At 40.6% G+C, this 25448-nt stretch carries 26 protein-coding genes and 1 pseudogene; 14 read left to right on the forward strand and 13 right to left on the reverse strand.

Annotated features, from left to right (window positions below):
- Window positions 1-90 precede the first annotated feature (90 nt).
- Window positions 91-924, forward strand: coding sequence for a YitT family protein (locus CHI06_RS00935; protein WP_095246583.1), 834 nt, complete (start codon window positions 91-93; stop codon window positions 922-924).
- A 157-nt stretch (window positions 925-1081) separates the two neighbouring features.
- Window positions 1082-2044: a 2-hydroxyacid dehydrogenase gene (locus CHI06_RS00940; protein WP_095246542.1), complete on the forward strand. Its 963-nt coding sequence runs from the start codon at window positions 1082-1084 to the stop codon at window positions 2042-2044.
- Window positions 2045-2107: 63 nt separating this feature from the next.
- Here the strand turns inward: CHI06_RS00940 and CHI06_RS29315 are convergent.
- Window positions 2108-2272, reverse strand: a pseudogene (locus CHI06_RS29315) (cytochrome c551); the annotation flags it as partial.
- Window positions 2273-2546: 274 nt separating this feature from the next.
- Between CHI06_RS29315 and CHI06_RS00945 the strand changes: the two are divergent.
- Window positions 2547-3401, forward strand: a complete 855-nt coding sequence (locus tag CHI06_RS00945; RefSeq protein ID WP_142300911.1) for an MBL fold metallo-hydrolase — start codon at window positions 2547-2549, stop codon at window positions 3399-3401.
- 97 nt (window positions 3402-3498) lie between these two features.
- Here CHI06_RS00945 and CHI06_RS00950 read toward each other — a convergent pair whose 3' ends face one another.
- From CHI06_RS00950 to CHI06_RS00975, 6 genes are all read right to left on the reverse strand, one after another.
- On the reverse strand, window positions 3499-4152 hold the full coding sequence (locus tag CHI06_RS00950) for an MOSC domain-containing protein (protein ID WP_095246544.1): 654 nt from the start codon (window positions 4150-4152) through the stop codon (window positions 3499-3501).
- A gap of 249 nt (window positions 4153-4401) precedes the next feature.
- Window positions 4402-5631 (reverse strand): ATP-binding protein, encoded by a 1230-nt coding sequence (locus CHI06_RS00955; protein ID WP_095246545.1) that lies wholly within the window; start codon window positions 5629-5631, stop codon window positions 4402-4404.
- Between the two features lie 165 nt (window positions 5632-5796).
- Window positions 5797-6612, reverse strand: a complete 816-nt coding sequence (locus tag CHI06_RS00960) for an SPOR domain-containing protein (RefSeq protein ID WP_095246546.1) — start codon at window positions 6610-6612, stop codon at window positions 5797-5799.
- Window positions 6613-6718: 106 nt separating this feature from the next.
- Entirely contained in the window at window positions 6719-7627 is a 909-nt protein-coding gene (locus tag CHI06_RS00965; protein ID WP_095246547.1) for a DMT family transporter, read from the reverse strand.
- A 165-nt stretch (window positions 7628-7792) separates the two neighbouring features.
- Complete coding sequence (locus CHI06_RS00970; RefSeq protein ID WP_095246584.1) at window positions 7793-9001, reverse strand: aminotransferase; 1209 nt, start codon at window positions 8999-9001, stop codon at window positions 7793-7795.
- Window positions 9001-9504, reverse strand: coding sequence for an Lrp/AsnC family transcriptional regulator (locus tag CHI06_RS00975; RefSeq protein ID WP_095246548.1), 504 nt, complete (start codon window positions 9502-9504; stop codon window positions 9001-9003). The genes CHI06_RS00970 and CHI06_RS00975 overlap by 1 nt, the downstream gene beginning before the upstream one ends.
- A 252-nt stretch (window positions 9505-9756) precedes the next feature.
- Between CHI06_RS00975 and CHI06_RS29320 the strand changes: the two genes are divergently transcribed.
- Both CHI06_RS29320 and CHI06_RS00985 read left to right on the forward strand, forming a co-directional pair.
- A complete protein-coding gene (locus tag CHI06_RS29320; RefSeq protein ID WP_142300912.1) occupies window positions 9757-9960 on the forward strand; it encodes a hypothetical protein in 204 nt (67 codons plus the stop codon).
- Between the two features lie 72 nt (window positions 9961-10032).
- Window positions 10033-10380, forward strand: coding sequence for a TcaA NTF2-like domain-containing protein (locus CHI06_RS00985; protein ID WP_441296720.1), 348 nt, complete (start codon window positions 10033-10035; stop codon window positions 10378-10380).
- 159 nt (window positions 10381-10539) lie between these two features.
- Here the strand turns inward: CHI06_RS00985 and CHI06_RS00990 are convergent, their stop codons facing one another.
- Window positions 10540-10962 carry a VanZ family protein gene (locus tag CHI06_RS00990; RefSeq protein WP_095246551.1) on the reverse strand — a complete coding sequence of 141 codons (423 nt, stop codon included), beginning with the start codon at window positions 10960-10962 and terminating at the stop codon, window positions 10540-10542.
- Window positions 10963-11091: 129 nt separating this feature from the next.
- On the opposite strand from CHI06_RS00990, the gene CHI06_RS30320 reads away from it, so the two are divergent.
- The 4 genes from CHI06_RS30320 to CHI06_RS31035 all read left to right on the forward strand — a co-directional run bounded on the left by CHI06_RS30320 (window position 11092) and on the right by CHI06_RS31035 (window position 16389).
- Window positions 11092-11985, forward strand: coding sequence for a GNAT family N-acetyltransferase (locus tag CHI06_RS30320; protein WP_179292500.1), 894 nt, complete (start codon window positions 11092-11094; stop codon window positions 11983-11985).
- A 177-nt stretch (window positions 11986-12162) separates the two neighbouring features.
- Window positions 12163-12456 carry a hypothetical protein gene (locus CHI06_RS01000; RefSeq protein ID WP_095246553.1) on the forward strand — a complete coding sequence of 98 codons (294 nt, stop codon included), beginning with the start codon at window positions 12163-12165 and terminating at the stop codon, window positions 12454-12456.
- Between the two features lie 223 nt (window positions 12457-12679).
- The gene (locus CHI06_RS01005; RefSeq protein WP_095246554.1) at window positions 12680-15727 is read left to right on the forward strand and encodes an efflux RND transporter permease subunit; all 3048 of its coding nucleotides are present in this window, start codon (window positions 12680-12682) and stop codon (window positions 15725-15727) included.
- 365 nt (window positions 15728-16092) lie between these two features.
- A complete protein-coding gene (locus CHI06_RS31035; protein ID WP_373558123.1) occupies window positions 16093-16389 on the forward strand; it encodes a DUF5658 family protein in 297 nt (98 codons plus the stop codon).
- 49 nt (window positions 16390-16438) lie between these two features.
- On the opposite strand, the gene CHI06_RS30325 is transcribed toward CHI06_RS31035, so the two are convergent.
- The 3 genes from CHI06_RS30325 to CHI06_RS01020 form a co-directional block, all read right to left on the reverse strand.
- Window positions 16439-16735 (reverse strand): sigma factor-like helix-turn-helix DNA-binding protein, encoded by a 297-nt coding sequence (locus tag CHI06_RS30325; protein ID WP_257009122.1) that lies wholly within the window; start codon window positions 16733-16735, stop codon window positions 16439-16441.
- A gap of 6 nt (window positions 16736-16741) precedes the next feature.
- Entirely contained in the window at window positions 16742-16933 is a 192-nt protein-coding gene (locus CHI06_RS30330) for a sigma factor (RefSeq protein ID WP_257009123.1), read from the reverse strand.
- Window positions 16934-17122: 189 nt separating this feature from the next.
- Entirely contained in the window at window positions 17123-17398 is a 276-nt protein-coding gene (locus CHI06_RS01020; protein ID WP_095246556.1) for a hypothetical protein, read from the reverse strand.
- Between the two features lie 157 nt (window positions 17399-17555).
- Between CHI06_RS01020 and CHI06_RS01025 the strand changes: the two genes are divergently transcribed.
- The 5 genes from CHI06_RS01025 to CHI06_RS01045 all read left to right on the forward strand — a co-directional run bounded on the left by CHI06_RS01025 (window position 17556) and on the right by CHI06_RS01045 (window position 21825).
- Window positions 17556-18077: a DUF6241 domain-containing protein gene (locus CHI06_RS01025; protein WP_095246557.1), complete on the forward strand. Its 522-nt coding sequence runs from the start codon at window positions 17556-17558 to the stop codon at window positions 18075-18077.
- A gap of 202 nt (window positions 18078-18279) precedes the next feature.
- Window positions 18280-18750, forward strand: coding sequence for a hypothetical protein (locus tag CHI06_RS01030; RefSeq protein WP_095246558.1), 471 nt, complete (start codon window positions 18280-18282; stop codon window positions 18748-18750).
- A gap of 189 nt (window positions 18751-18939) precedes the next feature.
- Window positions 18940-19914 carry a ring-cleaving dioxygenase gene (locus CHI06_RS01035; protein ID WP_095246559.1) on the forward strand — a complete coding sequence of 325 codons (975 nt, stop codon included), beginning with the start codon at window positions 18940-18942 and terminating at the stop codon, window positions 19912-19914.
- Window positions 19915-20149: 235 nt separating this feature from the next.
- Window positions 20150-20620, forward strand: coding sequence for an RNA polymerase sigma factor (locus tag CHI06_RS01040; protein WP_257009124.1), 471 nt, complete (start codon window positions 20150-20152; stop codon window positions 20618-20620).
- On the forward strand, window positions 20620-21825 hold the full coding sequence (locus CHI06_RS01045) for a hypothetical protein (protein ID WP_095246560.1): 1206 nt from the start codon (window positions 20620-20622) through the stop codon (window positions 21823-21825). The genes CHI06_RS01040 and CHI06_RS01045 overlap by 1 nt, the downstream gene beginning before the upstream one ends.
- 38 nt (window positions 21826-21863) lie before the next feature.
- Here CHI06_RS01045 and CHI06_RS01050 read toward each other — a convergent pair whose 3' ends face one another.
- Both CHI06_RS01050 and CHI06_RS01055 read right to left on the reverse strand, forming a co-directional pair.
- Window positions 21864-23906, reverse strand: coding sequence for a molybdopterin oxidoreductase family protein (locus CHI06_RS01050; RefSeq protein WP_095246561.1), 2043 nt, complete (start codon window positions 23904-23906; stop codon window positions 21864-21866).
- A gap of 158 nt (window positions 23907-24064) precedes the next feature.
- A complete protein-coding gene (locus CHI06_RS01055; RefSeq protein WP_257009125.1) occupies window positions 24065-25285 on the reverse strand; it encodes a HupE/UreJ family protein in 1221 nt (406 codons plus the stop codon).
- Window positions 25286-25448: the final 163 nt, after the last annotated feature.

Consider the following 25448-nt stretch of genomic DNA (forward strand, 5'->3'; position numbering starts at 1 on the left):
TAGGAATCACAATCAGTCATGAAAACTCAACTCAAGTTACAAGTAAAATGGTATATTATTATGGTAGAAAAATATGAAAGTGGTTATGATATGAAAAATTCATTGAAAGATATCGGACTAATTTTGATTGGTGCCTTTCTATTTGCAGTCGGTGTTAATTATTTTACGATTCCCAATTCCCTTTCTGAGGGCGGGATTTTGGGGATTACCATCATTACCCATTACCTGTTCCACTGGTCTCCTGGGGTGGTAAACTTTGTATTAAATGCTGCACTATTAGTAATAGGGTACAAGTATTTTGAAAAAAGAACAATGGTTTACACGATTATTTCGATTGTTGCTAGCTCCGGTTTTCTTTTTTTAACAGAAGATATTAGTAAACAGTTAACAGAGGACACCTTTTTAGCGGCCATCTTTGCTGGATTATTGGTGGGTGTGGGGCTGGGCTTGATTTTTCGAACGGGTGGTACGTCAGGTGGTTCAACGATCTTAGCTAGGCTCACCAACCAATGGTTAGGCTGGAGTATTGGGAAAGGCATGCTTATATTTGATATTGTGGTCGTGGTTGGATCCGTATTTATCATTGGCGTGGAAAAAACCATGTATACCTTATTGGTCGTTTTCATTGGAGCAAAGGCGATTGATTTCATCGTAGAAGGATTAGATGAAAAAGTTGCGGTCTTGATTATCTCTCATTCACCCGAAATAGTACTAGATAACATTATGAGTAAAATGTCTAGAGGGATTACGGTTCTAGAAGGGCGCGGCGGTTTTTCAGGCCAGAATAAAGATGTGTTTTATCTCGTCATCAACAAACAAGAAATCGTTCAGTTAAAAAGCGTTATCAACAGCATTGATAAAAATGCTTACGTGACACTGCATAATGTGCACGAAATGATGGGGAAGGGATATAAGGCGTCATAAGAAAATGGGAATTATGAAACAAGCAGGCTCCTCTTATATAAGAGGAGCTATATATATAGGTTTACCGGAATAGTCAATTTCATTTTTTTGCTAGGAAAAAGCTTTACAATGTATTCTTGATATAAGCTTACTAAAATAAGGGAGTGTGAGACCAAACATGAAACCAAAAATTTACATAACACGGAAGCTGCCGGATCTCGTCGTGGGTAAACTGAAAAATGAATTTGAAGTGAGAATGTGGGAAAAAGAAGAGGAACAGGTACCTAGAGAAATTTTAGAAAAAGAAATACAAGAAATAGAGGGGCTCTACTGTTTGTTAACCGAATCCATTGACAGAGACCTTCTCAATCTTGCACATAGTTTGAAAATTGTAAGTAATATGGCCGTTGGCTATAACAATATCGACGTAGCTGCTGCAACAGAAAAAGGAATTATGGTCACTAACACACCTGGAGTATTAACGGAGACAACGGCGGATCTAACTTTTGCGCTGATAATGGCGAGTGCTAGAAGGTTGGTCGAAGCTTCTGATTACTTACGCGCGGGAAGCTGGAAAACATGGTCACCGATGCAATTAACCGGTCAGGATATTTATGGAGCCACCATGGGAATCTTCGGGTTAGGCAGAATTGGTGAGGCTTTAGTGAAAAGAGCGCGCGGATTTGACATGAATATTCTCTATCATAGCCGTTCACGAAAGCCTGATGTCGAGGAGCAGCTTGGTATACAGTACGTAAGTAAAGAGGCCTTACTTCGGAAATCCGATTTTGTTTGTGTGTTGACCCCTTATACGCAAGAAACGGTAAATTATATTGGTGTTAAAGAGTTATCAATCATGAAACCAAATGCGATCTTGATTAATACCGCTCGCGGCGGGATTGTGAATGAAGAAGCCCTCTATCATGCTTTAAAGAGGGGACAGATTTGGGGTGCCGGCTTAGATGTATTTGAAGAAGAGCCGGTAGGTACAGACCACCCATTGCTTAGTCTTCCAAATGTTGTGGCACTGCCGCATATTGGAAGTGCGAGTTATAATACCAGATTGAAAATGGCGTTACTCGCTGCAGAAAATTTAATTCAAGGATTACAGGGGAATACCCCGAAAAACTTAGTAAATTAACCTATTAAGCAGGACACCATGAAAATAGTTAAAAAAGGTTAGGATTCTCCTAACCTTTTACTATTATTTTTCTAATAGCCATTTCGTGACGGTTTTTGCTTCCACTTCAGATAATTGCCCGCCTGGCATCATGCCGACACCATCGTTTAGTAACTTCAGTATTTCTTCTTCCGAATACTTACTTCCCATGTTTATAACTGGAGGTCCGGCAGCACCTTCCAAATTTTCTCCATGGCAGGATAATCAGCTGAATTTATATATACCCTCACCATCTGTGGGTTTCTTTGCATTAGCAGTATTGGATGAGCAGCCTGCTAGTACGAGTAATGCTAAGGAGATAACAATCCAAAGGCGCATCATATTTGTTCCTCCTATATAATCGAATCATTAATGAAAGAATACTGGATAAAACTAAAAATTTTCTAAACGAAAGATTGAAATTTTCTTAAATGGAGATGGTTATGTAGAATGAATGATATGTTATCAGGAAGGCGGGATGGTTTTGCAGGATATTAAAAAAATTGGTGAGAGATTCTGGTATATGACTCCCGTTTCCGAGACTGATCGTCCAATTCTCGGAATGGTTGTGGGAGAGGCGAAAACGTTAATGATTGACGCAGGTAACTCAGAAGATCACGCCTTGACCTTTCTTAGCGAGCTTTCAAAAAGACAGGTAGCTAAAGCAGATATGGTTGTGTTAACACATTGGCATTGGGATCATATCTTTGGACTTTCAGCGTTAGATGGGCTTCTTTCTATTTCTTCAGACTTAACGAAATCTGAAATGAAAAAGTTAATTCCTCTTTCCTGGTCTGATGAGGCGTTAGAGGAAAGAGTAAAAGCGGGTACTGAGATTGAATTTTGTGCGACTGCGATTAAGAAGGAGTATGTGGGGAGACGAGATATTAAGATTGTTTTACCTGCTATTACCTTTGAAAAACGGGTGGTTATAGACCTTGGTGGTTTAACATGTGTGGTTCAGCATGTAGGCGGGGACCATGCTGCTGACTCAGTAGTCGTTTATATAGTTGAGGAAAAGATACTATTTTTAGGTGATTGCATCTATTCTGACATCTTTGCAAAGAAAAAGAACCTTACCGTCCAAGGAACACTTGCCTTGCTGGAAAAATTAGAAGCTTTTGACGCAGATACCTATGTGCTTTCCCATGGGCGGGCAATCTCGAAAGAGGAGTATATGCAAGAAGTTGGTTTGTTAAGAGCGATTGCAAATTACACTGTTAAAAATAATGGTGATAAACTCCGAATAACGGAAGCATATCAAAAACAAGTTAAAAGGGACCTTAATGAAGACGAGCTCGAAGTCATAGAAGACTTCGTAAATGGTTTTCAAGACTAGGTTCAGAAAAGGATGAAAACACTGGCGGATGGCAGGAAATACTGGCGGATAGCAAGAAGAAGCGCCTAAAAACACCCAGGTACCCCTGGGTGTTTTGTCAGCTCTGAATTTTCTCTTTTAAATCAAGGAGATACTTCCGCCATTGCCCCGCAAGCTCCTTCACACCTAATATCTTATCTAGCACTTCAACAGACGGAGATGGGTCATGGAAGTAGAGATGATGGACGGAGGAAAGTGTGATTTGCTCAGGATGTGAAAACAGCTTTTTTATATGAGAATCCGCTGTGATTTTCCCTTCCTCCAGCACTCTGAAAAAATACCCAGTATATCCTGTTTCAATAATTCTTTTTAAAAGTAGGTGGTTGTTATTGCGCTTATTGATGGTGGAGCAGGGATAGCGCCCTTGAGATACCTGCAGGACAGCATTCCCAATCTGAAAGACATCGCCAATACAAACTTGATCTTCCTTCATGCCTAAAACAGTCAGATTTTCTCCAAAAGCAGAAGGGGTTAATTTGCCGTCAAAAACACTTTCCCAATGAGCATAATGTTCGAAGGGATAAACACAGACGACCCGATCTGATCCGCCATGGTACTCAGGGTTCGCCACCTGATCGCCATCTATCTGATTAAAGCCCACCAAAAGCTCATCACTTTGTTCCTTCCAAATTCCGGACACATAGGCTTCATCCTTATAGATACTATCTTTAGGCAAACCCTTGCTTAAAAAAATAATCTCTCTATTATGCAATGCTCTCTTCGCCTCCTTGGTATTTATTTTACTACAAGATTTAAGCGAAAGGCTCTGTTAAACTTGGCTGTTGATTTGCGCTCCACTAAGGAAAGCTTCCTAGAATAGTCACCGCAGTGACAGGCGGTTTTTGCCTGTCACGAGGCGCTCCGCTTTCCGCACAAATCAACAGAGTGCCAAAATCTATTATAAGCTTTAACAGCCAAACAAAAAAATAGAAGAAACCCTCGGCTGAGGATTTCTTCTATTTTAAGATAGGCTAAAGACCCGCTGCGTGATGGTTGGCAAAATAATTTCGATGGTGGTACCTTCATTTATTTCACTTTCAATCGTTAATTCTCCGTTATGGCTTTCAATTATTTTATAACACGTCATCAGGCCGAGGCCCGTTCCTTTTTCCTTTGTTGTATAAAAAGGTTCACCGAGTGTCGGAATCCGTTCTTTTGGAATGCCGATGCCCTGATCGGTTATCAGGATAGAAATTTTTCCTTCTTCCTTTACCTTTACCTTCACATCAATGTTTCCGCCGCTAGGCATGGCTTCTATAGCATTTTTTAGAAGATTTAACAATACCTGCTTTAATTGGTTTTCCTCACAGCTGATCCTAGGCAATTCAGATTCAAATTCAACGAAAATTTGAACGTTGTTTAGAATAGATTGTGTATTAATTAAGGTGACAACATCTTTAATTAGTTCCTTTACATCTTTTTCCGCAAAAACAGCAGCCGTGGGTTTTGCGAGCACGAGAAATTCGCCAACTATGTCATTAATTCGATCAAGCTCTGATAACACAATATCATAATATTCTTTTCGATGCTGTTCGGTTTTAAATAGCTGTATGAACCCTTTAATTGAGGTAAGAGGGTTGCGGATTTCATGGGCAATGCCAGCAGCCATTTGACCGAGAAGTGCCAATTTTTCAGATTTTTGCAGGAGTTGTTCCGTTTGTTCTTTTCTTTCCGTGACATCTTTTCCAATTGATAGAACAGCTTCTTTTCCTTCAAACGTTATGAGCATGGAGGAGCCTTCAAAGACAAATACAGAACCATCCAACCGTTTGAATTTGTATTCAATCGTGTTTAAAGGATGGGTTTCCTTTTTTACTTGTTTCATCCGTTCGTTCAGGCGTTCTGTATATTCTGGAAAAAGATAATTTTTAATAGAGGTTCCAATTATATCTTCCTTACTCTTCGCTCCAATCGTCGTTACGGCTTCCTTATTGACATAGATAACCTTATTATCTTGGTGAATGATAACGGCTCTTGGCAAAGAATCTATTAATTGTTTATAGCTTTCTTCACTAGCCCGAGCTTTTTTTCCAAAGAAACGTGCCCGGTCATATTGACACCCAACCAGCCAGGCAATCACTGTAAAAATAAGAAAGTCTATTGTAAAAAAACGTTCATGCTCCATGATGGTTTGGAAGCCAGAAAAAAGTACCGATATTAACACTAACGTAATTTGACCTAATTTATTCATACCGTTTCCTCTAATTATCTGAATTTGCTATTATCATATCATGGATTGGTAGAATGATAATAGGGAAATTTTACTATAGGATATTTACAAGTCTGTAATAGGAAAAAGCCTAGCTTTTGCTGGCTTTTGTTTTTCTATGTGACAAAATTTACTGGAGCTCGAGCATTACGCTTGTGCCATTTTTTGATACAAGTTTAAGATTGATTGTCCATATGTGGTACCTGGTACAGCCCATTTTCCGTTTAAAGCGGTCCATGTTGTGGCAGACCCTCTATTTACAAGATGAAAACGTGGATCTACCAACGGGTATCGATTGGGTAACGGGGCAGTTGTTGCATACGAATATAAATGCTGGAATTGTGCAAGAACACCATCTTGAGGTGTCTTAAAGGAAGTGCCTCGAGCACCGCCGCCGACAGCTCCGATTCCAGCGAAGTTATTTTGCCCATTCCTTACATCCCCTGTAAACCGAAAAAAGTCTGTTTCGAGCATGGCTTGTGCAAAAGCAACGTCCCCTCTAATTCCATAATACTCGCCAAGTGTTTTATAAAAACTTCCGAGCAGTGGCGCTTTGGGATTTATCTTTCTCACATATTGATTCATTTGTTCTGCGGTGAGCAAGGTTGGACCTAGTATAGTGGCTGGATTTTGTTGAATTGGGAAGGGATTAGGGGGCTGGCTAGGGTTTGTATCTGTTGGTGTTGCAGTTGGACCAGGCGTTGATCTGACATCAGAATTTGGACTTGAGCTTTGGTTTTCCGCTGCAATGAAGGCAGTAATTCCAGTCAATTTATTAATTTCAGTTACTCGATTATCAGCATTTACCCTGCTGGAAAAGGAACCTGCCTGTACCCGGTACCAGGTTTCACCAGAGATGGTTGTTGGTACGATAAAGGATTGAATATCTTTTGAACGCAGGAAGGCTACGCGCTCTTGTGCATTTTCTCTTAATTTGAAAGATCCGGCAAATACTTTGTACATTTCATCTCCTCCATTATTACGTTTCTCCCTATATTATGAGGAGAAAAGGGGGATGTCGACGGACATCAGCCTGTATAAGCAGAAAACCCCCGGATGGAGGTTCCCTTTAAGTCCCGCTTTTTACGGTCCCTTTTATTTGAAACTTTTTTTGCTGCTGCATTAAGAAGAAGAAGACACCGAGGAGAACGAGCATTCCGCCGGCTATTTGCCAGTTGGCAAGTTGTTCACCGAGCATCAAAACTGCTAATATCGTTGCACCTACAGGTTCGCCTAAAATACTCATTGAAATGGTGGTCGCATTGACATAGTTTAAGAGCCAGTTATTGATAATATGGCTGATTGTTGGAACGGTAGCAAGTAAAAGGAATATTCCCCATTCCTTGGCTGGATAACCGCCAAAATCAACACTTGAACTTAGGTTATAGATTGATAGAATAATCGTTGCAATGAAAAACACACAAAAGCTATAAATCCAGTGGGATACTTTTTTCACAATGCTTTGGCCAATCATTAAGTAGCCAACTACCGCGATGACACTTAAAAAGGAAAGGATATCCCCGAGGATGGCGTCCTGACTTAAAGCAAAATCACCCCAGCCAATCATCATCGCCCCAATAATCGCAATTCCCATTGTCATCAGTGCGGAAGGAGTGGTACGTTCCTTAAATAGGAAGTAACCGCCGACCAGGGAGACAATTGGCTGAAGCGCGAGGATAATCGTTGAGCTTGCAACGGTTGTTAATTTTAACGAACCGAACCAAAGGACAAAATGTAATGCTAAAAAGAGACCTGAAAAAAATAAAAAGATCCAATCTGTCCTTGTTATTTTTTTAAATTCTTCACGGTTCTTCCAAACGATTGGAAGCATTAAAAGACTTGCAAACATCATACGGTACATACTTAAAATCGAAGCAGGTGCATCTGACCATTTTACAAAGATTGCAGAAAATGATATCGCAATAATCGAAATGGTGAGCGGTAAGACAATAGAGCGGGAATTATCTTGCTGGTTCATTTCTTTCCTCTTTTCTACCATATATGGGTGATGCTTTTTTTAGTGAAATAAATCTAAATAATCTTATCATAAATGTAGTTTCCCAGACACTAACAAAACTCTCCAGTTTCATACAAAAAACGTCAAGCCCTTTTATTGAATAAGGGTTGACGTTTTTTCATATGTTTAGTTATTAGAATATAGCTCTTCGGCACGATTTTTCTTCAGTTCCAATGAGTTCATGAACCGTTCGATGCGTTTTACCGCTTCTTGAAGCTGTTCCAAAGAAGTGGCATAGGAGCATCTTACATAGCCTTCGCCGCTCTCGCCAAAGGCGCTTCCTGGCACGACGGCTACCTTTTCAGCTAGTAAAAGCTCTTCTGCAAATTGTTCTGAGGTCATGCCGGTACCTTTAATAGAAGGAAAGACATAGAATGCACCGCCTGGAGTATGGCATTCCAACCCGATGTTGTTTAATGATTGGACAATGTAATTCCGTCTTCTGCGGTAGCTTCTTCTCATACTTTCTACTTCGTGATACGTATTTCGTAACGCCTCAATGGCACCATGCTGAAGCATATGTGGTGCGCACATGGTTGTATATTGTAAAATTTTTACCATTTGTTCTGTAAATGATGATGGGGCAGCTAAGAAACCCAGCCGCCAGCCGGTCATCGCAAATCCTTTCGAGAAGCCGTTGATTAAAATGGTTCGTTCGTACATACCTTCAATGGAGGCGAAGCTAGTATATTCTTCATCATAGGTTAATTCTGCATAGATTTCATCAGAAACGACTAGCAGGTCATGCTTTTCGATAACAGCAGCAATTTTTGTAAGTTCTTCCTTGTTCAAATAGGTACCAGTCGGATTATTTGGAGAACACAACAGGATTGCTTTCGTTCGACTGGTAATTGCGTTTTCGATTTGCTCCGGTGTCAGCTTAAAACCATTGCTGTGGTGTGTTGAAACCGGAATCGGTTTTCCACCTGCCAAGGTGACTAAAGGTGCATAAGAAACGAAAGCAGGTTCAATAATTAATACTTCGTCTCCTGGGTTTAATATCGCACGGAAGGTTAGGTCAATCGCCTGGCTTGCACCCGCGGTCACGATTACTTGGTCGACAGGATTGTACTGCACACCAAATCGCCTATATAAGTAGGCTGATATTTCCTGTCTTAGTTCTAGTAAACCGGGATTGGCCGTATAGGAAGTATAGCCTTCTTCTAAAGAGAGGATGGCTGCTTCCCGAATGCTCCACGGGGTAATAAAGTCCGGCTCGCCGACACCCAAAGATACGACTCCCTTAATGGAAGCTGCCAGGTCAAAAAACTTCCGTATTCCAGATGGTTTGAGTTCTTTCACCATTTCCGATAAATAGTGTTGATGTTCTTTCATCATGGTGAAACCACCATCCGGTGGTCTTTGTCATTGCTTTCGCCAAAGATGACGCCATCATGTTTGTATTTTTTCAACATGAAATGCGTGGTGGTAGAAATAACATTATCGATCGTTGACAGCTTTTCGGATACAAAGCTAGCGATTTCACCCATTGTTTTTCCTTCAATGGTAATCGATAAATCATAGGCTCCGGACATAAGATAGAGAGAGGTCACCTCAGGAAAGCGGTAAATTCTTTCCGCTACTTCATCGAAACCAACCCCTCGTTTAGGTGTCACCTTAACATCAATCATCGCAACAATGTTTTCCTTGCCAGCCACCTTACTCCAATCAATCAAAGCCGGATAACTCACAATGATCTTCTCATCCTCTAACTTCTTAATGACCGCCGTAACATCCTCCACACTCGAATTCACCATCAACGCAATATCATTTACAGAAATCCTATGATTCTCCTCGAGAATCGATAGTACCTCTAACTCCTCACCAGACAACCTCATACAATATCCTCCTCAAAACGTTCAAATTTAATATTACTATAATACAGCATAGTTAGAATAAATAAAATATTTTCTGTGTTACGGTGCCTGTCACCGCTCGTGGACACTGTCCACCTGAGGCATACAGTAATGGTCATGTTTGTTTCTTCCAAAATGCAGAATAGTTGGTTTTGTCCACTGAATAGAATAAATGATGGTGGAGCGTTACACCTCCGTGAGTGGTTTTTTATTGATAAAATTGGGGTGGATTCGATGAAAAATTACTTCCATATCATTTTTCTCATAATAATATTCCTACTCTTAGCTGGATGCAGTAAGAATGAAGATGAGATTGGATCAGAGGGTAGCAGTGGACCTCCTTTGTCTGCGGTTAACAATTCTAATGATCAACCAAAGGTGGAAGATCCTACAAAGATTCCTGTGATTGAAGTTCCTAGGGGTGAAGGGACCGGATAAGGGGGGCCATTTTCTCAAGGGGACAATTCAAGTGGTTTAGATGAGGCTGCTGATCAGAATACTGTAATCTTTCTGATGGAAGAGTATCTTGTGAACTTTGAAAAGGCAGTTAATGATGGAGCATTCGTCTATATTTCACATTTACTTGATCCTGAAAGTCAGTTGTACGAGGAGCAAGTCGATTATGTGATAGACATGTATGAAAGGCAAATCACAGAGCAAATCATCCATTACCAAATTGGAACCCCGGTTAAATCAGGAGAAGATACCTACGAAGTCACCGTCCAAGAGACTTATTCCATCCACTATGGAAGAGAAGGAAGAGAAGAAATCAAGAACTTCAGGAACACCTACACCGTGGTACGGTTTGATGCCTCCGTATGGCTGATTCATGATTTAATCGTTGACGTCGTAGAGTAGATGGCGCTGACGAAGATGGTGCCTGTCACCATGCGTGGACAAATCGCCGCTTTTGTCCATGTGAGGTGGACAGTAATGTGAATTATTCTTAATTACTAAAAGGTTTTTGGCATATACATGTGCTGAGCCAAAATTCCTTTTGTCTATCAATCTGTCTGCCTAATTATCAAAATTGATTTGTTTGGATTGTTTTGCTCTGATAATGGTTGCCATTCCTAAAGCAGCCAAGATACCGATAAGATCAATTCCTATATCAAACAATCTGCCGCCTCGACTAAAATATAATTGAAGAAATTCGGTTAAAGCGGCAAACGAGGCAGTCATAATCAGGATGATTGGTATAGATCTAAATTTCATCAACACTAGCACAGTAAGAATTTGAAAAGCGGCTATATGCCCAAGTTTTTGAAATAGCAAGCTTTTACTAATGTTAGAAGGGAAAGGGGAAAGGAATTCAGAAAACACCGGCTGTCCATTCAAACGAAAGCTCAGCACACCAAAGTGGATTAAATCATGAAAGCTGGCGGTACAAGTAAAGATCAAAATGACCACACACCAAACGAAAATAACCAAACTTCGCATATTATTCAATCCCCTTTTAACCTCAGTTTTGGCGGTAACAGGAGGATTCATACATAAATGAATGTATAAATGGTATAATTTGCATAAATGGTGACAGGCACCACTGCTGCACCACTAGGGGGACCAAAAATGAATGTTGTAGCGTTAGAACAAGAGAGGGTTCATGACTTTGTTGCTTATTGTCAGAAGCATCGGATGGAGTTGGATGACTCTTATTTGTATGATTTTGAATTAAGAGATTTTCAGGTTAGTGAGGAAGCCCCTACATATATTCTTACAAATCAACAGGGGGATATCATAGGAGCTGTATCGCTGGTTATGGATGAATATCATAAACGTGGTAAAAGAGCACGTTTTCGGATCTTTCATTCAGAAATCAATGACATTCAATGCTATCAGCAGCTGCTACAGGCAGTTTTAAAACATACGACAGACCTAGATAAGGTTTTTCTGTTTATTCCAGTTACTAATAGACTATTGATAGAAATAATTGAGGGATTGAAATTTACTTTGGAAAGATATGCGTTTCTCCTTGTGAGGGAGGACCTAAATGTACCTGAACTCAAGCTACCAGAGGGTTATGAACTAAGATCTTTTCAGCGGGGACAGGATGAGGGGAATTGGTCAAAGGTACGAAATGCAGCATTTGCAACGCTTAAAGGCAGTGAAACTCCAATTACAACGGAGGGTGTGACAAAGCTGTTAAACGATGATGATTACCTTGAAGGCGGTATGATCCTCCTTTTCCATCAGGGGAAACCTGTAGGAGTGATTAGAGGAGCAGATGATGAGTATGAAAATGACCCTATCATGAATATAGGACCGGTTGCAGTCATCCCTGAGTACCAGGGGAAGGGTATAGGAAGAATTCTGCTGAGGGCTGCTTTACAGTTTGCCAAAGAAAAAGGGTATAAACGAACGATCCTTAGTGTGAACGGGGAGAATGAGCGGGCACAGGCATTATATATTCAAGAAGGCTTTAAACAGGTGGAGGCCGTTGTCTGTTACCAATATTTTTTATAAATCACCAATGTGCGAAATAGGGGTTTTTTCTAATGAAATAGTTAGAAAAATGCCTATTTTTGTTCTAAGTATCATTTTTCTAGTAAATCCAATTTATTCCTATTTTTATTTATTTATTTTATAAAGTTCCATATAAGCTAAAGTTCCATATGCTTTATTAATAAGGGGTGAAATGTAATGAAAAAAGACCAATTTGATGCAGAAACACTAAAGCACATTAGGAGCCGACTGGATACTGTTTATGCAATTGCCAAGAAAAATTACAATGACAACCCTGAATTGATGGACACAATCGAGAGTTTAGCTCAAATAGCCATTATGTTTACGAATATTAAACTGCAAGAGGTTAATGATCAGGACGAAACCGCTAGCCCTCAGGGGTACATCCTTTCAAAATTGTCACACTCGTATTCTAGAATGACAGAGTATGAAAAACAAAAAGTAAAAGACTTTCCAAAATGGAAACTGTAAACTGCCTGTTGAAGCAGGCACAGCCAAAGAGAAGTGCAAACTGCACTTCTCTATATTTTTGTGCCGAAAACTACTCCAGCCCCCAAATGTCCACCCCAGGAGGACATTTGTACATTAGTGGTGACAGGCACCGAAAAGGGCATCGAAAAATGTTTATTTTAGTAAGGTTGGAAAATAATGATAGGTGTAGATGATTTTTTTCTTGCTGTAAGGGGGCGTTTGGATGTGGATTAGTGATTTTTCGATTAGGCGGCCGATTTTTACTCTTGTTACGATGTTTTTTGTTTTGATTATGGGAGGTGTTTCCCTTTTTAATATACCGATGAAGCTGATTCCGGAGATTAATCCACCGGTAGGAGTGGTCGTTACGACATATCCTGGTGCTAGTCCTGAGGAGGTTGTTGAGAAGGTAACGAAGCCTTTAGAAGAGAATCTTGCCACGCTGCCTGGGATTAAAACCATGACCTCCACCTCCCAGGAAGGTGCGAATTTTATTTTAATGCAATTTTCCTGGGCGACGGATATCGATGAAATTCAAAATGAGGTTCTTCAGCGCCTTGATATGACTCCGCTTTCTGATGATGTTGGCAAACCGCGTTTCCTTAAGTTTGACCCTGCCATGTTTCCGATTATCCAGCTTTCACTGCATTCCGAAAAGGATGAGACGTCTTTAAGGGAGCTAGCGGAACAATTGAAAATTGAGCTAACCAAGGTTGTTGGTGTGGCGAGTGTTAACCTTTCAGGTACCTCCGCCCAAGAGGTAAGAGTTGAACTGGATCAAGAAAAGCTGAAGAGACTTCAACTAAGTCAATCTGATATGGTTGACCTCATCAAAGCCAATCATATTTCAATGCCGGGTGATACGATTTTAACAGAAGGGAAGGAGCTTACTACCAGAATCCTCAGCTCCATTCATTCTCTTGAAACCCTTAAGGGCCTTACCGTAAGCGTTAATCCATTAACGGGTGAAAAAATAAAGCTTCAAGATATCAGCACTGTAGAATTAACGAAACTGGATGACCATACGATTACGAGGATGAATCAAAAACCATCGGTGCTAATCAGTGTGCTGCAACAATCTGATTCCAATACTGCTGCGGTATCAAAGGAGTTTCTTAAACAGCTGGACAAGCTCTTGGAAAAAGAAAAGTATAAAGGGATTGAATCTGAAATACTTTTTGACCAAGGGGAGTTTATCCAGATGGCCATCGGAAATATATCTACTTCTCTGCTTGTTGGCGGGGTATTGGCGATGGCGGTGTTGTTCTTATTTTTAAAAAATATAAAAAGCCCGCTTATTATCGGGATTGCGATTCCGTACTCGGTTATTGTTACCTTTGTTCTTATGTATTTTGCAGAGTTCACCTTAAACATTATGACACTGGGCGGGCTAGCCCTCGGAATCGGAATGCTCGTCGATAATTCGATTGTAGTTATTGAAAATATTTACCGGCATCTCTCGATGGGAAAAGAACCGAAAGAGGCAGCAAAGGACGGAACGAAAGAAGTGGGAACGGCCATCATCGCTTCGACTTTAACCACAGTATCCGTTTTTATTCCTGTGGTCTTTATTACCGGATTGATTGGAGAGATGTTTTCCGAATTCGCATTGACAATTTCCTTTAGTTTATTTGCGTCACTGGTGGTGGCATTGACAGTGGTGCCGATGCTTGCGAGCAGGTTGTTAAAAGCACCAAAAAGGAGTTCTCTGAACAGGAGGCATAAAAATAGCTGGATAAAAAGACTAGATAAAGCTGTTCGCTGGTCGCTTCAGCACCGTGGCGCCGTGGTCATCATCACCACCGTCTGTCTGGGTATTAGCATTTTTGGCTTGACGACAGTAGGAACACAATTTTTGCCGAGCACAGATGAGGGATTCTTTAGTGTTCGGATTAAACTGGAAAATGGAGCCGCATTAACAGAAACCGAAAAGGTTGTTGCTGCCCTTGAGGACCAATTGAAAAAGGAACAAGAGGTCGATACCTTTGTAAGTTTAATTGGCACCACTCAAGAAGGGACCTTCAGAGGAACAACAAATGCCAATGAGGGTGAGCTTTATATTAAAATGGAGGAATTGGAGAAGCGTGAACGGACGACCTTCAAATTTGTTGATGATGTAATGGATAAGTTAGTGAAGGTGGCCGTGGAAGCCAATCCGACTGCGGAGTTATCCTTTATTATGCAGTCCTTAACGGGATCTAGTCCGCACACCCTTTCTTTTAGTGTCAGAGATACGAATCCAGAAAGGCTAAACCAGTCTGTCGATACAATTTTTAATCGGTTGAAAAATTTAAAAGAAGTGAATGAATTAACCACGGATTTGATGGAAAGAGTGGATGAAATTCAGATAAGTGTTGACCGCGAAGCAGCATTGAGACATGGGTTAGTTCCTGCCCAGATTGCGATGATTGTGAATGATGTGACCCGTGGTTCAAGGGCAGCGCAGATGGTTTCGCAGGCCGGTGAAATTCACAATATAGTTGTTCAGTACGACCGAAAGATTACAAGTAATCTAGAACACCTCAAAGGTCTCCTTGTGAAAAAGCCAAATGGAGGACATGTGACTTTGGGGGAGGTTTCAAAGATTGAAGTGAAAAGCGGGCCTGTTGATATTCAAAGAATCAACCAGCAGGGTGCGGTGCAGTTTACCTTGAAATACAAAACAACCACTAATTTAGGGGCAATATCAAAGAAGGTCGAGCAGGAGATTGACTCCCTTCAAGTTCCTGAGGAGTCAGAGATTGTTTTTAGTGGTGAGAAAGAATTGCATGATTCGTCCATTGATGAGTTGATCCTTGCGCTTATTCTTGCGGTGGTGTTTATCTATCTCGTAATGGCTGCACAATTTGAATCCCTAAAATATCCGTTTGTAATTATGTTTAGCGTGCCATTAATGGTGATTGGAGTAGCACTCGCCTTGACTAGCACAATGAGTCCTATTAGTCTGACCGTCATTATTGGCGTCATTGTCCTTGCCGGTATTGTCGTCAATAATGCGATTGTCATCGTCGACTTTATCAATCAGAAAAGAGAAGGCGGAATGGTCTCTTATGACGCCATTGTAGAATCCGTAAAAGACCGGGCAAGACCAATCTTTATGACATCCCTCACCACTATCCTAGGACTCATCCCACTCGCCCTCGGAATCGGCGAAGGAACCGAAATCAACCAGCCGATGGGAATAACTGTCATAGGAGGAATGATAAGCAGCACACTATTAACCCTGTTCGTCATCCCTGTCATGTATAGCATTATTGATCGTGGGAAATAAGTGAGGGATGTTGGGAAATGGTGCCTGTCACCAAAGTGACACCAAAAAGGTGTTCACCAAAGTGACACCAAAAAGGTGTTCACCGATCGTGGACACTTTCCACCTAAGGCCGACACTCCCGACAAAAAAACTTTATGTGCGTTTTTCGAGCTTTTTTTATCTTCCTCGACTTCATTCGGCTGTTAACGCTAATTGCAAAGGCAATACTGCAACATACAAGGAGTATTTACTGTTTGTAAGTGGATATTAAGGGAATTATAGGGGAAATTGTCTATCGATTACCGCTCTATAATGAAGGAAAACAAATCCTCAAGAAGGAATTAGTAATATGTTCGTTATTAGGAACATTGTGAGGTGTTAGTCTAGTGGTTTTCCTCTTTCATTATTTATCGCTCTTAAATATTTTTGATGCCTTCATTACATTCTTTGGATTGGAAAATTCATTTATACAAGAAATGAACCCATTAATGAGTAGAATATATGAAGCCAATCCGGCATTGTTTTTGATCACTAAACTGACATTTTCGCTGTGCCTTTACATGTTTATTCTTTTTAAGAAAGTACCAAGCACCTCCCTTACAAAGGGACTCACTGTATTTGCCTCTAGCTTCTATACCTTGATATTTTTCCTGCATTGCTACTGGTTCGTCGCCCTCATTTAAAGGTGCCTTTCCTATTAAAATGGAAGGCACCTTTTAACTATGGTGTTTTCTAACGATGAGTCTCTATGACACCCTTCAATCTGTCGCGCGCTCCTTTACGCCATAGTTTAACAGCAGAAATAGATACATTTTCCTTATCGGCAATTTCTTTAATACTTAAGCTCCCAAGCACTGTTAGCATTAGCCATTTTCTTTGGTTGGTTGTCAGTGCTTGGTCTTGGCAATAGGATAATAGAATGTTTTCTTCCAGCGGACCGTCTGTATAATCGGTTGCTGCATTATCCCAAAATTCTTCTTTTAGTAAAATTGTCCTTTCAGATTCCACGGTTGCCTTCGTCAATTCCATTAATAATTAGCCCTTTATATAGTGATAGGCGTTGGTGGAAAAGTTCCCTTTTGCTGGGTCAAACCGCTTACTTGCTTCCCATAGTGCGATAAGGGCATGCTGGTGAAATTCTTCTTTATTTTTGTAAATGTGAAGGGAATGGATGATTTGTTTAATCGTTGGTTTATATTGACTGACTAACTGTTCGAAGCTTTCCAAGGATAGTCCCTTTCAAAAAGCGCGCTTTTCCTTTTATTCCCGGGTACCTCTACCTTATAGGGATATGTAGGACGGAGCGAACAAGCTTAAATCAAAAACTCCGAGGAAATTGTCAGAACAATCACGTTTTACGCGATTAGTTAAATTTAGCAGGGGAATTTCGCTTTTTTTTGCATATTATCAGTTAATTTACGAAATTGTTTTTTTCAAAAAAAGATGCCCCAACATTCCACTGGGACACATTAATTCGTGCAGAAAATCTGCAACAGTCCTTCCCTCCATTAGGGCATCTCCGCAGAATGAAACACCTACGGTTGAATTCCTTATAAGGAAAATCTTTTGGGCATTATCAGAAAAAGTAAAGCGCTCAACCACTCCATTATCCCGTGTATAGGTGCCTATTAATCTACTATCTGCGGTCATTGCAATCCCTTTTGGAACACAAACTACTGATATGATTGACATCCGCATCCCTCCTCCTAGTAGTAATTCAATTTTTTAATAAGCCTTGCAGAAACAATAAAGTACATGTAATTGGCGAAATTTTGTATAATGAAAAGAAATTAGAATTTTGTAAAAATAGTTAGATAGATTTGTAAATTTAGTTTCGGGAGAGTGCTGCATGAAGAAATTAACTATGGCAGGTTCTATCATTGGGATACTAGCCTGTATGGTGGGAGTCTATTTTTATTTTAGTAATGATAGTGGACTGAAAATCAACTTAAAGAAAAATGATCCCGTTACAACGAAAGAGGCACAAGCAAAAATCGAAAAAGGCTTTGAGGCACCTGTATCAAGCAAAGTAACGGCAGAGTATGAAACCATGAGGGAAGAGGAACTAATCCAAGAGGTTCACAACATGACACATCAAAAAGTAGAAGCAGACAAAAAATGGGGAGCCTCAGAAATCACCGCCGATAAAGTCCAGAAACTATATGAAGTGATACAAACCAAAAACTTTAAAAAAAGTAGTCACAAACAAATGCTCCTTGACATCCTAGAACCCTGGACAAGGCAAGACTTTAGCAACGCAGTAAGCGCTCACAACCAAATTTGGGCCTACCAAAAAGGAAACATCGGCAAAGCCACCCGTCTCCTCACCCCGCAAGAAGAACTAGAATACATAGAGGACGAATTTAGATAATGGAAAGATGATAGAAGATAGCGGTGCTGATGACGGTGTCGATGACGGTGCCTGTCACCGCTCGTGGACACTGTCCACCTCAGGCGGACAATGGTAATCAATAAGCTACATAAATGTTGTTTGAAGGGTTAACTTGGTTAATATTTGGGCGTAGCTGGACATAGTCTTTAGTATGGGAGAGTCTGTTCTGAAGGAGAGACATATGTCTAGAAAACCTATGCCGGTTACGGGCCTTGTGATGGGAATGGTACTGCTTGTCTGTATCCTGTCTGTTTTTATGTTAATTAAGGGTGCTTGGTTTTCACCGGATAAAGAGGCAGTTGCTGTGGTGGAGGAGTTTTATCGGTTTGAACAGGAGGGAGAGTTTTCCTCTTCCTGGAACCTGTTTCATTCAACCATGAAGGAAAAATTCAGCAAAGGATCTTACATCCAAGATCGAGCACATGTATTTATGAACCACTTTGGCGTTGAAACGTTCGACTTTACAGTTAGTGAACCTGAAGAAATCGATGAATGGAAAATGTCCAAAACTGGACCAGCTATGAAAAATGTATACAAAATCCTCGTCACCCAAACCTACAAAGGAAAATACGGAAACTTTGACATCGAACAAGAAGTCATCGTAGTCAAAGAAAAGGAAGAATGGGAAATCGTTTGGGACTATAACCAGTAATGGTAAAACAGTAATGGAAAAACTGTAATGGTGACAGGCACCGCCCGTGGACAAATCAACCATTTTGTCCACGTGGGGTGGACAGTAGGGTTTGCAGGGTCGGGAATGTTGACGGGAGAGTCTGGTTTGATTATAATTATCTTGAATTCGAGATAATTAAAAGTAAAGTTCACGTAGGAGGGCCAATAAATGAAGCTGTTAGGTTTACATCATGTTTCGATCTTAACCGGTAAGGCGGAGAGGAACTTTCAATTTTATACAAAGATTTTAGGCCTGAGATTGGTCAAGAAAACGGTGAATCAGGATAATACAGAGTCTTATCATTTATTCTATGGTGATGCGAAAGGAAGTCCTGGCACCGAAATTACCTTCTTCGATATACCTGGGCTGGGGCATACCTATCCAGGTGTAGGGAGCATTTCATCAACCTCACTTCGAGTCAAGGATACCGCTTCACTCCACTATTGGGAGGAACGATTCAAAAGGTTTGGTATTCAGCATGGAAAGATAGAGAAACGAAACCATCGCGATTCCCTAGCATTTCAGGATTTCGAGGGGACACGGTTAATTCTGGTAGCCGATAATGGAGAAGATGGAGTTAGTCCGGGCGTTCCTTGGGATAAAAGTGATGTTCCTATTGAAAATGCCATTATCGGTTTGGGCCCTGTTACCTTGACGGTTGCCAATCCCGACAAAACGGTCCAAGTGTTAACCGATATTATGGGCTTTAACCAAGTAGGAACCTATACATCACCCGCTGGAGATTTCCCGGCTATTCAAGTTTTTGCAACAGGTGAGGGAGGCTCTGGTGCGGAGGTACACCTTGAAACAAGACCTGATTTGCCAAGAGAACGTGCTGGAAGAGGCAGTGTTCACCACGTCGCCTTTCGTGTTCCAAATGAGGAGGAATATGAGTATTGGGTAAAGAGGATTGCGGCATCTGGACTAATAAATTCAGGGAAGGTTGAACGATATTACTTCAAGGCCCTTTATTTCCGTGAACCCAACCATATCCTTTTCGAATTATCGACGGATACACCGGGTTTCGACGTGGATGAACCGGTTGAAACATTAGGGGAAAGGCTTGCACTCCCGCCATTCCTAGAACCTCGCCGCGCAGATATTGAAGCAAAGTTACGACCTTTAGATTTAGAGAGTAAGTAATCGATTTGAGACAAGGACCAATCTGGAACTTGTCTTTTTTCTTGGCACAATCTTTCTTCTATATTAATCTATAGAAAAACCCTCTTTTTAAATAATTTAAAAAATTTATTAAAATTTCTCCAACACTTTTCTTTCCTAAATCGTTATCTTACTGAAAGCGGCAAAAAACAACCGAAATTCTCAAGCACTAAAGATTTTTATTTTAAAAATAAAAAAGTAAAAGCGAGTGATCCATGTGAATGTGGGAGTGAGTGATTTATATGAAAAGGTAAAGGATGATTTGTTTCGCTTCGCAAAATCCATTGCAAGGCATGAGCAGGAGGCCCATGATCTGATTCAGGATGCAATGGTAAAGTCGCTTAACGAACCACAGCTTCTCAGTTTACCAGTATATAAGCAGCGTGCATGGTTCTTTCGGGTCATGAAAAACAGGCTGATTGATGACCGGAGAAAAGAGCAGCGTTTAACACAATGGGAGGATGACTTTGATTTTTCAATTCAGGAGGCCGGTAGCAGTCACTTGGAAATTACTGACTTACTCACTCATTTGCCACAGGAATTAAGTGATCTTATTTTTAAAAGATATTGGTTAGGACTTTCAAGTCAGGAGATTGGTGAGCAGCTGAAGATTCCCGCGTCAACAGTGCGCTACAAGCTCCATCTTGCGATCAAGCGATTAAGAAAGATTTTGGAGGAGGAAAAGTAATGAGTCAACGAATTGGAAATGTTGGATTATTAAACTTGGTAAATGCAACAGAAGAGAGTATTAAAGGCGTAGAACGGATTGAAAATGTAGGGCTAGTGCTTTATGGAAAAGAAAATGCACATCTGTTAACGAAGTTAAATATCGGAAATATCGGGTCGAGCTTAGAAATACCAGCAGGCTACCACCTGGTTAATGGAACTTTTCACCTGGATCAAAACTATCTTTCATCAATCATCGAGCCAGTTTTTCTCCTCGTAAACGGCATCGTTATTATTGATAAAAATGTTCAGGCAGATCAAGTTCAGGCGGGGCAATTAAGTTTGATGGTGAATGGTAAGGTATATAGCCCAACTCATCTCACTGGTATTGCAGGCAAAATGCTTTCAAAAGGCAATGGGGCTGTAGAAACATATGATGGAACAGCACCTCGGTTTGAAAATGGTAAATTCACATTGACGAATTCCTTCTTACAATCGATAGATGATTCTTTATATTTAGTGGTGAATGGAATGCTTTCCTTTACGCAGGACCTAAATCTAGATCTCTTTTATGAAAAAATCAGTAAGTTAGAAGTAAATGGGAAAATCTCGCTATTTGAGAATCAAGAAACCTATTTATATAAAAAAGTAGCTTCATTAACAACCTGTGTCGTAGAAGTGATTCCTGCTGGGTATGAAGTCTTGGCAAAGCCGCTGCGTTTAAATGGCCGTTCCATTCGGCGGTTCCAACAGAAAAAATGGTTTACGAATAAACCGGTAATCATAGAAAGTGATGTTTCCAGAGATATGCTAGCGAAGGCAATTGAAAAAATACACTCTACTTCCGTCATCATTTGCCATGAGGAAGTTGAAGACCTCGTCTATGAGCGTTTGAGCCTGATGGAGACAGAAGTATTGTCCTACGAAAATAGTTTTATCGTCATTGACGGGGAAGAAGTATGGTCCAACGATCAATTCCTCGCTCTAAACCAGCCAGTTTCCATTATTGTAAATGGTCAGCTTACCCTTGATCGTGATGTAAACGAAGAGGTGCTACGCTCTAAGGTAGCAACATTAGATGTCCTAGGTGAAGTAATTGTACGAGAAAGAAAATTAAAAGGAACCCTTCAAAATATCATCCGACTAAATACAGGTACAGTAGAAGAGGAAAAAGGCAAAGGAGAAGCAGAAGCCACACTACAAAACGTCGGCGAACTCTCACTATAATAAGAAGGCACCGCCCAAGGGGCGGTGCCTGTCACCATTTATACATCACTGTATATTTTTTCAACGCTGACTCGACCAGAGAAGAAGGTTGCCCCGCCGCCCATGTCGGCGATGCGGTCTGGTGTTAGGGTGTTGACGAGTTGTTTGGTTCCTTCTAAATCTGCCCAGAGTCCTTGGGTGGCGACCACTCCTGGGAGGACGTTTTCGCCTACTGTCACTTTTAAAATACATTCTCCGCGTTGGTTCCAAACCCGGACATGCTCCCCGTCAACAATCCCCGAAGTCTCGGCATCCTTACGATTCATGTGCAATCGTGGTTCTTTTTCCAGGCTGATGTGTTTTTGATTATTTGAAAAGGTAGAGTTTAAGAAATTATGATTGGGTGCTGGGATAAAGTGATATGGATGATCCCCGTCTACTACGATTGGGGTATATGTCGGCAGTGGAGGATATCCATTTGCTTTCATCCGCTTTGAAAATAGCTCAATTTTCCCGCTTGGTGTCCGCAATTTGCCCGGAAACAATGGTTTAACCTTTGCTTTAACATATTGCTTTGCTGCCAAAGTTTCATAATCTAGTCCATCCAAATAGGGATTAGCCCTAAAATCGAGTGCTTCCGCTATCATTTCTTCCTCTGTTTCCTCAAATGCTGATTCTTCAAAACCCATCCCTTTCGCAAGCAAACGGAAAACATCGACATTGGATTTTGACTCTTCATAGGCCTCGATGACTGGCTGCTGAACCTGAATGTAATGGTGCCAGTAAGAGGTGTAAACATCTGTATTCTCAAAGGAAGATGTTGCCGGCAATACAATATCGGCATATTTGGCGGTCTCGGTTAAAAATAAATCATGGACAACAATGAATAAATCCTCCCGCTCAAGACCTTTCCTAACTTTAACCCCTTCTGGAGCCACAACTGCAGGGTTACAGCTATAAACATATAGTGATTTTACAGGAAGGTCTTTCTCGAGCAAAGCATCTCCAAGCTGATTCATGTTAATTACCCTCGTCTGTTTGTTCTTTAATAGCCGAGGACGCTGCAATTTTACGGTGTTAACCGTTAAATACCCTGAATTCCCCTTTATAGCACCTCCACCTTTGATGAGCCATTGACCAGTCAAGGCTGGAAGACATGAAACGGTGCGGACAAACATACCGCCATTATCATGATGCTGTGGTCCGTTACCAATGCGAATAAAAGCAGGTGTGGTATTTCCATACATTCTAGCAAGCTTGTAAATATCCTCAACAGGAACCCCTGTTATTCCTGATACAGTTGTGGGGTCATATTGAATCACATGCTCTTGCAACTCTTCATAACCAACGGTATATTGTTGTAAGAAGGAGGAGTCGACCAAATTTTCAGCAAATAAAATATGCATGATTCCAAGAGCAAGCGCACTATCAGTACCTGGTAAAATAGGAATAAACCAATCTGCTAATCTGCCAGTTTGATTTTTATGAACGTCAATCACTACAATTTTTGCGCCATTTTGTTTTCGGGCTTTTTGAGCCAGTGCTACCTGGTGCATGTTGGTACTAGCTGCGTTAATCCCCCAAAAAATAATGAGCTTGGAATGAATCGTATCTTCAGGATCAATCCCGAAACTGCCACCCATCGTATATCTGTAGCCAGCAGATCCTGCAGAGGAACAAATACTTCGATCAAGCTGAGATGCTCCCAAGCGGTGAAAGAAACGACGATCCATTCCCTCTGCATTCAACAGCCCCATGTTCCCATAAAAACTATAAGGCAGGATACTTTCTGGACCCTCTGTTTCAATAAGTTTTTTCCATCGGGAAGTGATGGTCTCAATGGCTTCATCCCAGCTGATTCGTTCGAATCTTCCTTCGCCCTTTGCGCCTACCCGCTTCATCGGATATTTTAGGCGATTATCATCATATATCCTGCTAGTCATATTCCGAACCTTATTGCAAATATTCCCCTTCGTCACCGGATGCTCCGGATCACCCTCCACCTTTGCAACCCTTCCCTCTGCTTTATGTAAAAGCAAACCACATTGGTCTGGGCAATCTAATGGGCAAACAGACTTAAAAACCCCATTTTGTTCCATCATAGGTAGACCCCTTTCAGTGCCACTTTCGCGGTGCCTGTCACCATATATACATCATTGTATATTTTATATCATGATATGACAGCTTTCAGGGTAGAGCAAGTGCATAAAATTTTCAATAAAGGAAAAAGGACTACCATATGGTAATCCTTGGTGTTTATTTAGGGGGAAATTCTTTCTATGAGCCAGAAGGCCCCTAATGCTGCTACTATAATTGACCCCGCTTTAATAATCAATCCTGATGATTTGAGCCTGAACATATAGGTTAGTAGTGGAAGAACAAGTAATACCAATGCTAACTGAACAACCTCAATCCCAATATTGAAATTCACTAAAGCAAGAGCTAAGTCAGCTTTTGGGATGTTCATTTCTTTTAGGATATTTGCAAATCCAAGACCATGGATTAAACCAAATAGGAAGGTTAGGCCCCAGCGGTGCCGGATTTCTTTTCTGAAAATATTTTCGAGTGCCACATACACGATGCTAAAAGCAATTACAGACTCAACGAAGCGCGACGGCAATGTAATCACGCCTAAAACAGCGAGACTTATCGTAATACTATGGGCAATCGTAAAGGACGTAATAATCGCTGCATATTGCTTGAACGTCTGCTTTCTAAGAAGTAAGGCTAATAGAAATAATAGATGATCGTAACCCGTCAAGATATGGAGCATTCCGAGCTTTAAAAAGGAGAACCAAGATGAAGTGGAGGCATTTACATTAGGGTCAACCTCTTGAGTTGAATCAGGTTGTGTCTGATTTTCCTCAGGTTGTGAGGTTTGTCCTTCTTGGGATTGCTCTTCTTGAGCTTCAGCCAAAAGAATCGTCCAAGTCCGCTCTTTTCCTTGTAAAATTGCTTGGCCCGTCGTACCAGCAAACTCAAAGGAAATTAAGTTAACGTAATTGGTAGCAGGGTCATTTACATACAATCCATCATTAAAGCTAAGGGTGTCCCCGGCAGTGAAAGCGGGAAAAGTTAAATAGTAGGTTAAAAAAATCTTATCTTCCTTTTTTTCCAAGACCATTTTTTCCAAGATAGGTTCTTGCTGCCGATTGTTTAAATCTAGAGTTAGATGGTGGTGAACGAGTTCCTCTAAATCATGGTTTTTCTCTTTCATTTCCGACTTCTCGAGTTCCTTGTTTTTATTTTTATCAATATCCTCTATTAATTCGATAATTGACAGGGTATCAATAGCAAAAACAAACTCGGTTTTATCAGGATTCATTATTATACTTGTATAACTTGCGCTATAGGCATGGGCATGTGCTAAAGAGGGAAATAACATACCCATCATAGCTAAAATAGCAAGATAATTAAGTAATCTATTTGATTTAAAATGAAATTTCAAAACTTGTCTACTTTGGTAGAAAAAAGAAATCACCTTTCAACCTCCCTAGTAATACTTTTATAAAATAATTTTAAACGTAAAAAAAGAAATCCTCCTATATATAATCACATTTCTCCTGATTTTGTATACATAAGTCGAAAATTATCAGTATAATTCTATGATTTTGGTTATTCCTATATTAGTAAAAATTTTGTAG

The sequence above is a fragment of the Bacillus sp. 7884-1 genome, from assembly GCF_002272245.1.
Classification (GTDB): Bacteria; Bacillota; Bacilli; order Bacillales; family Cytobacillaceae; genus Neobacillus.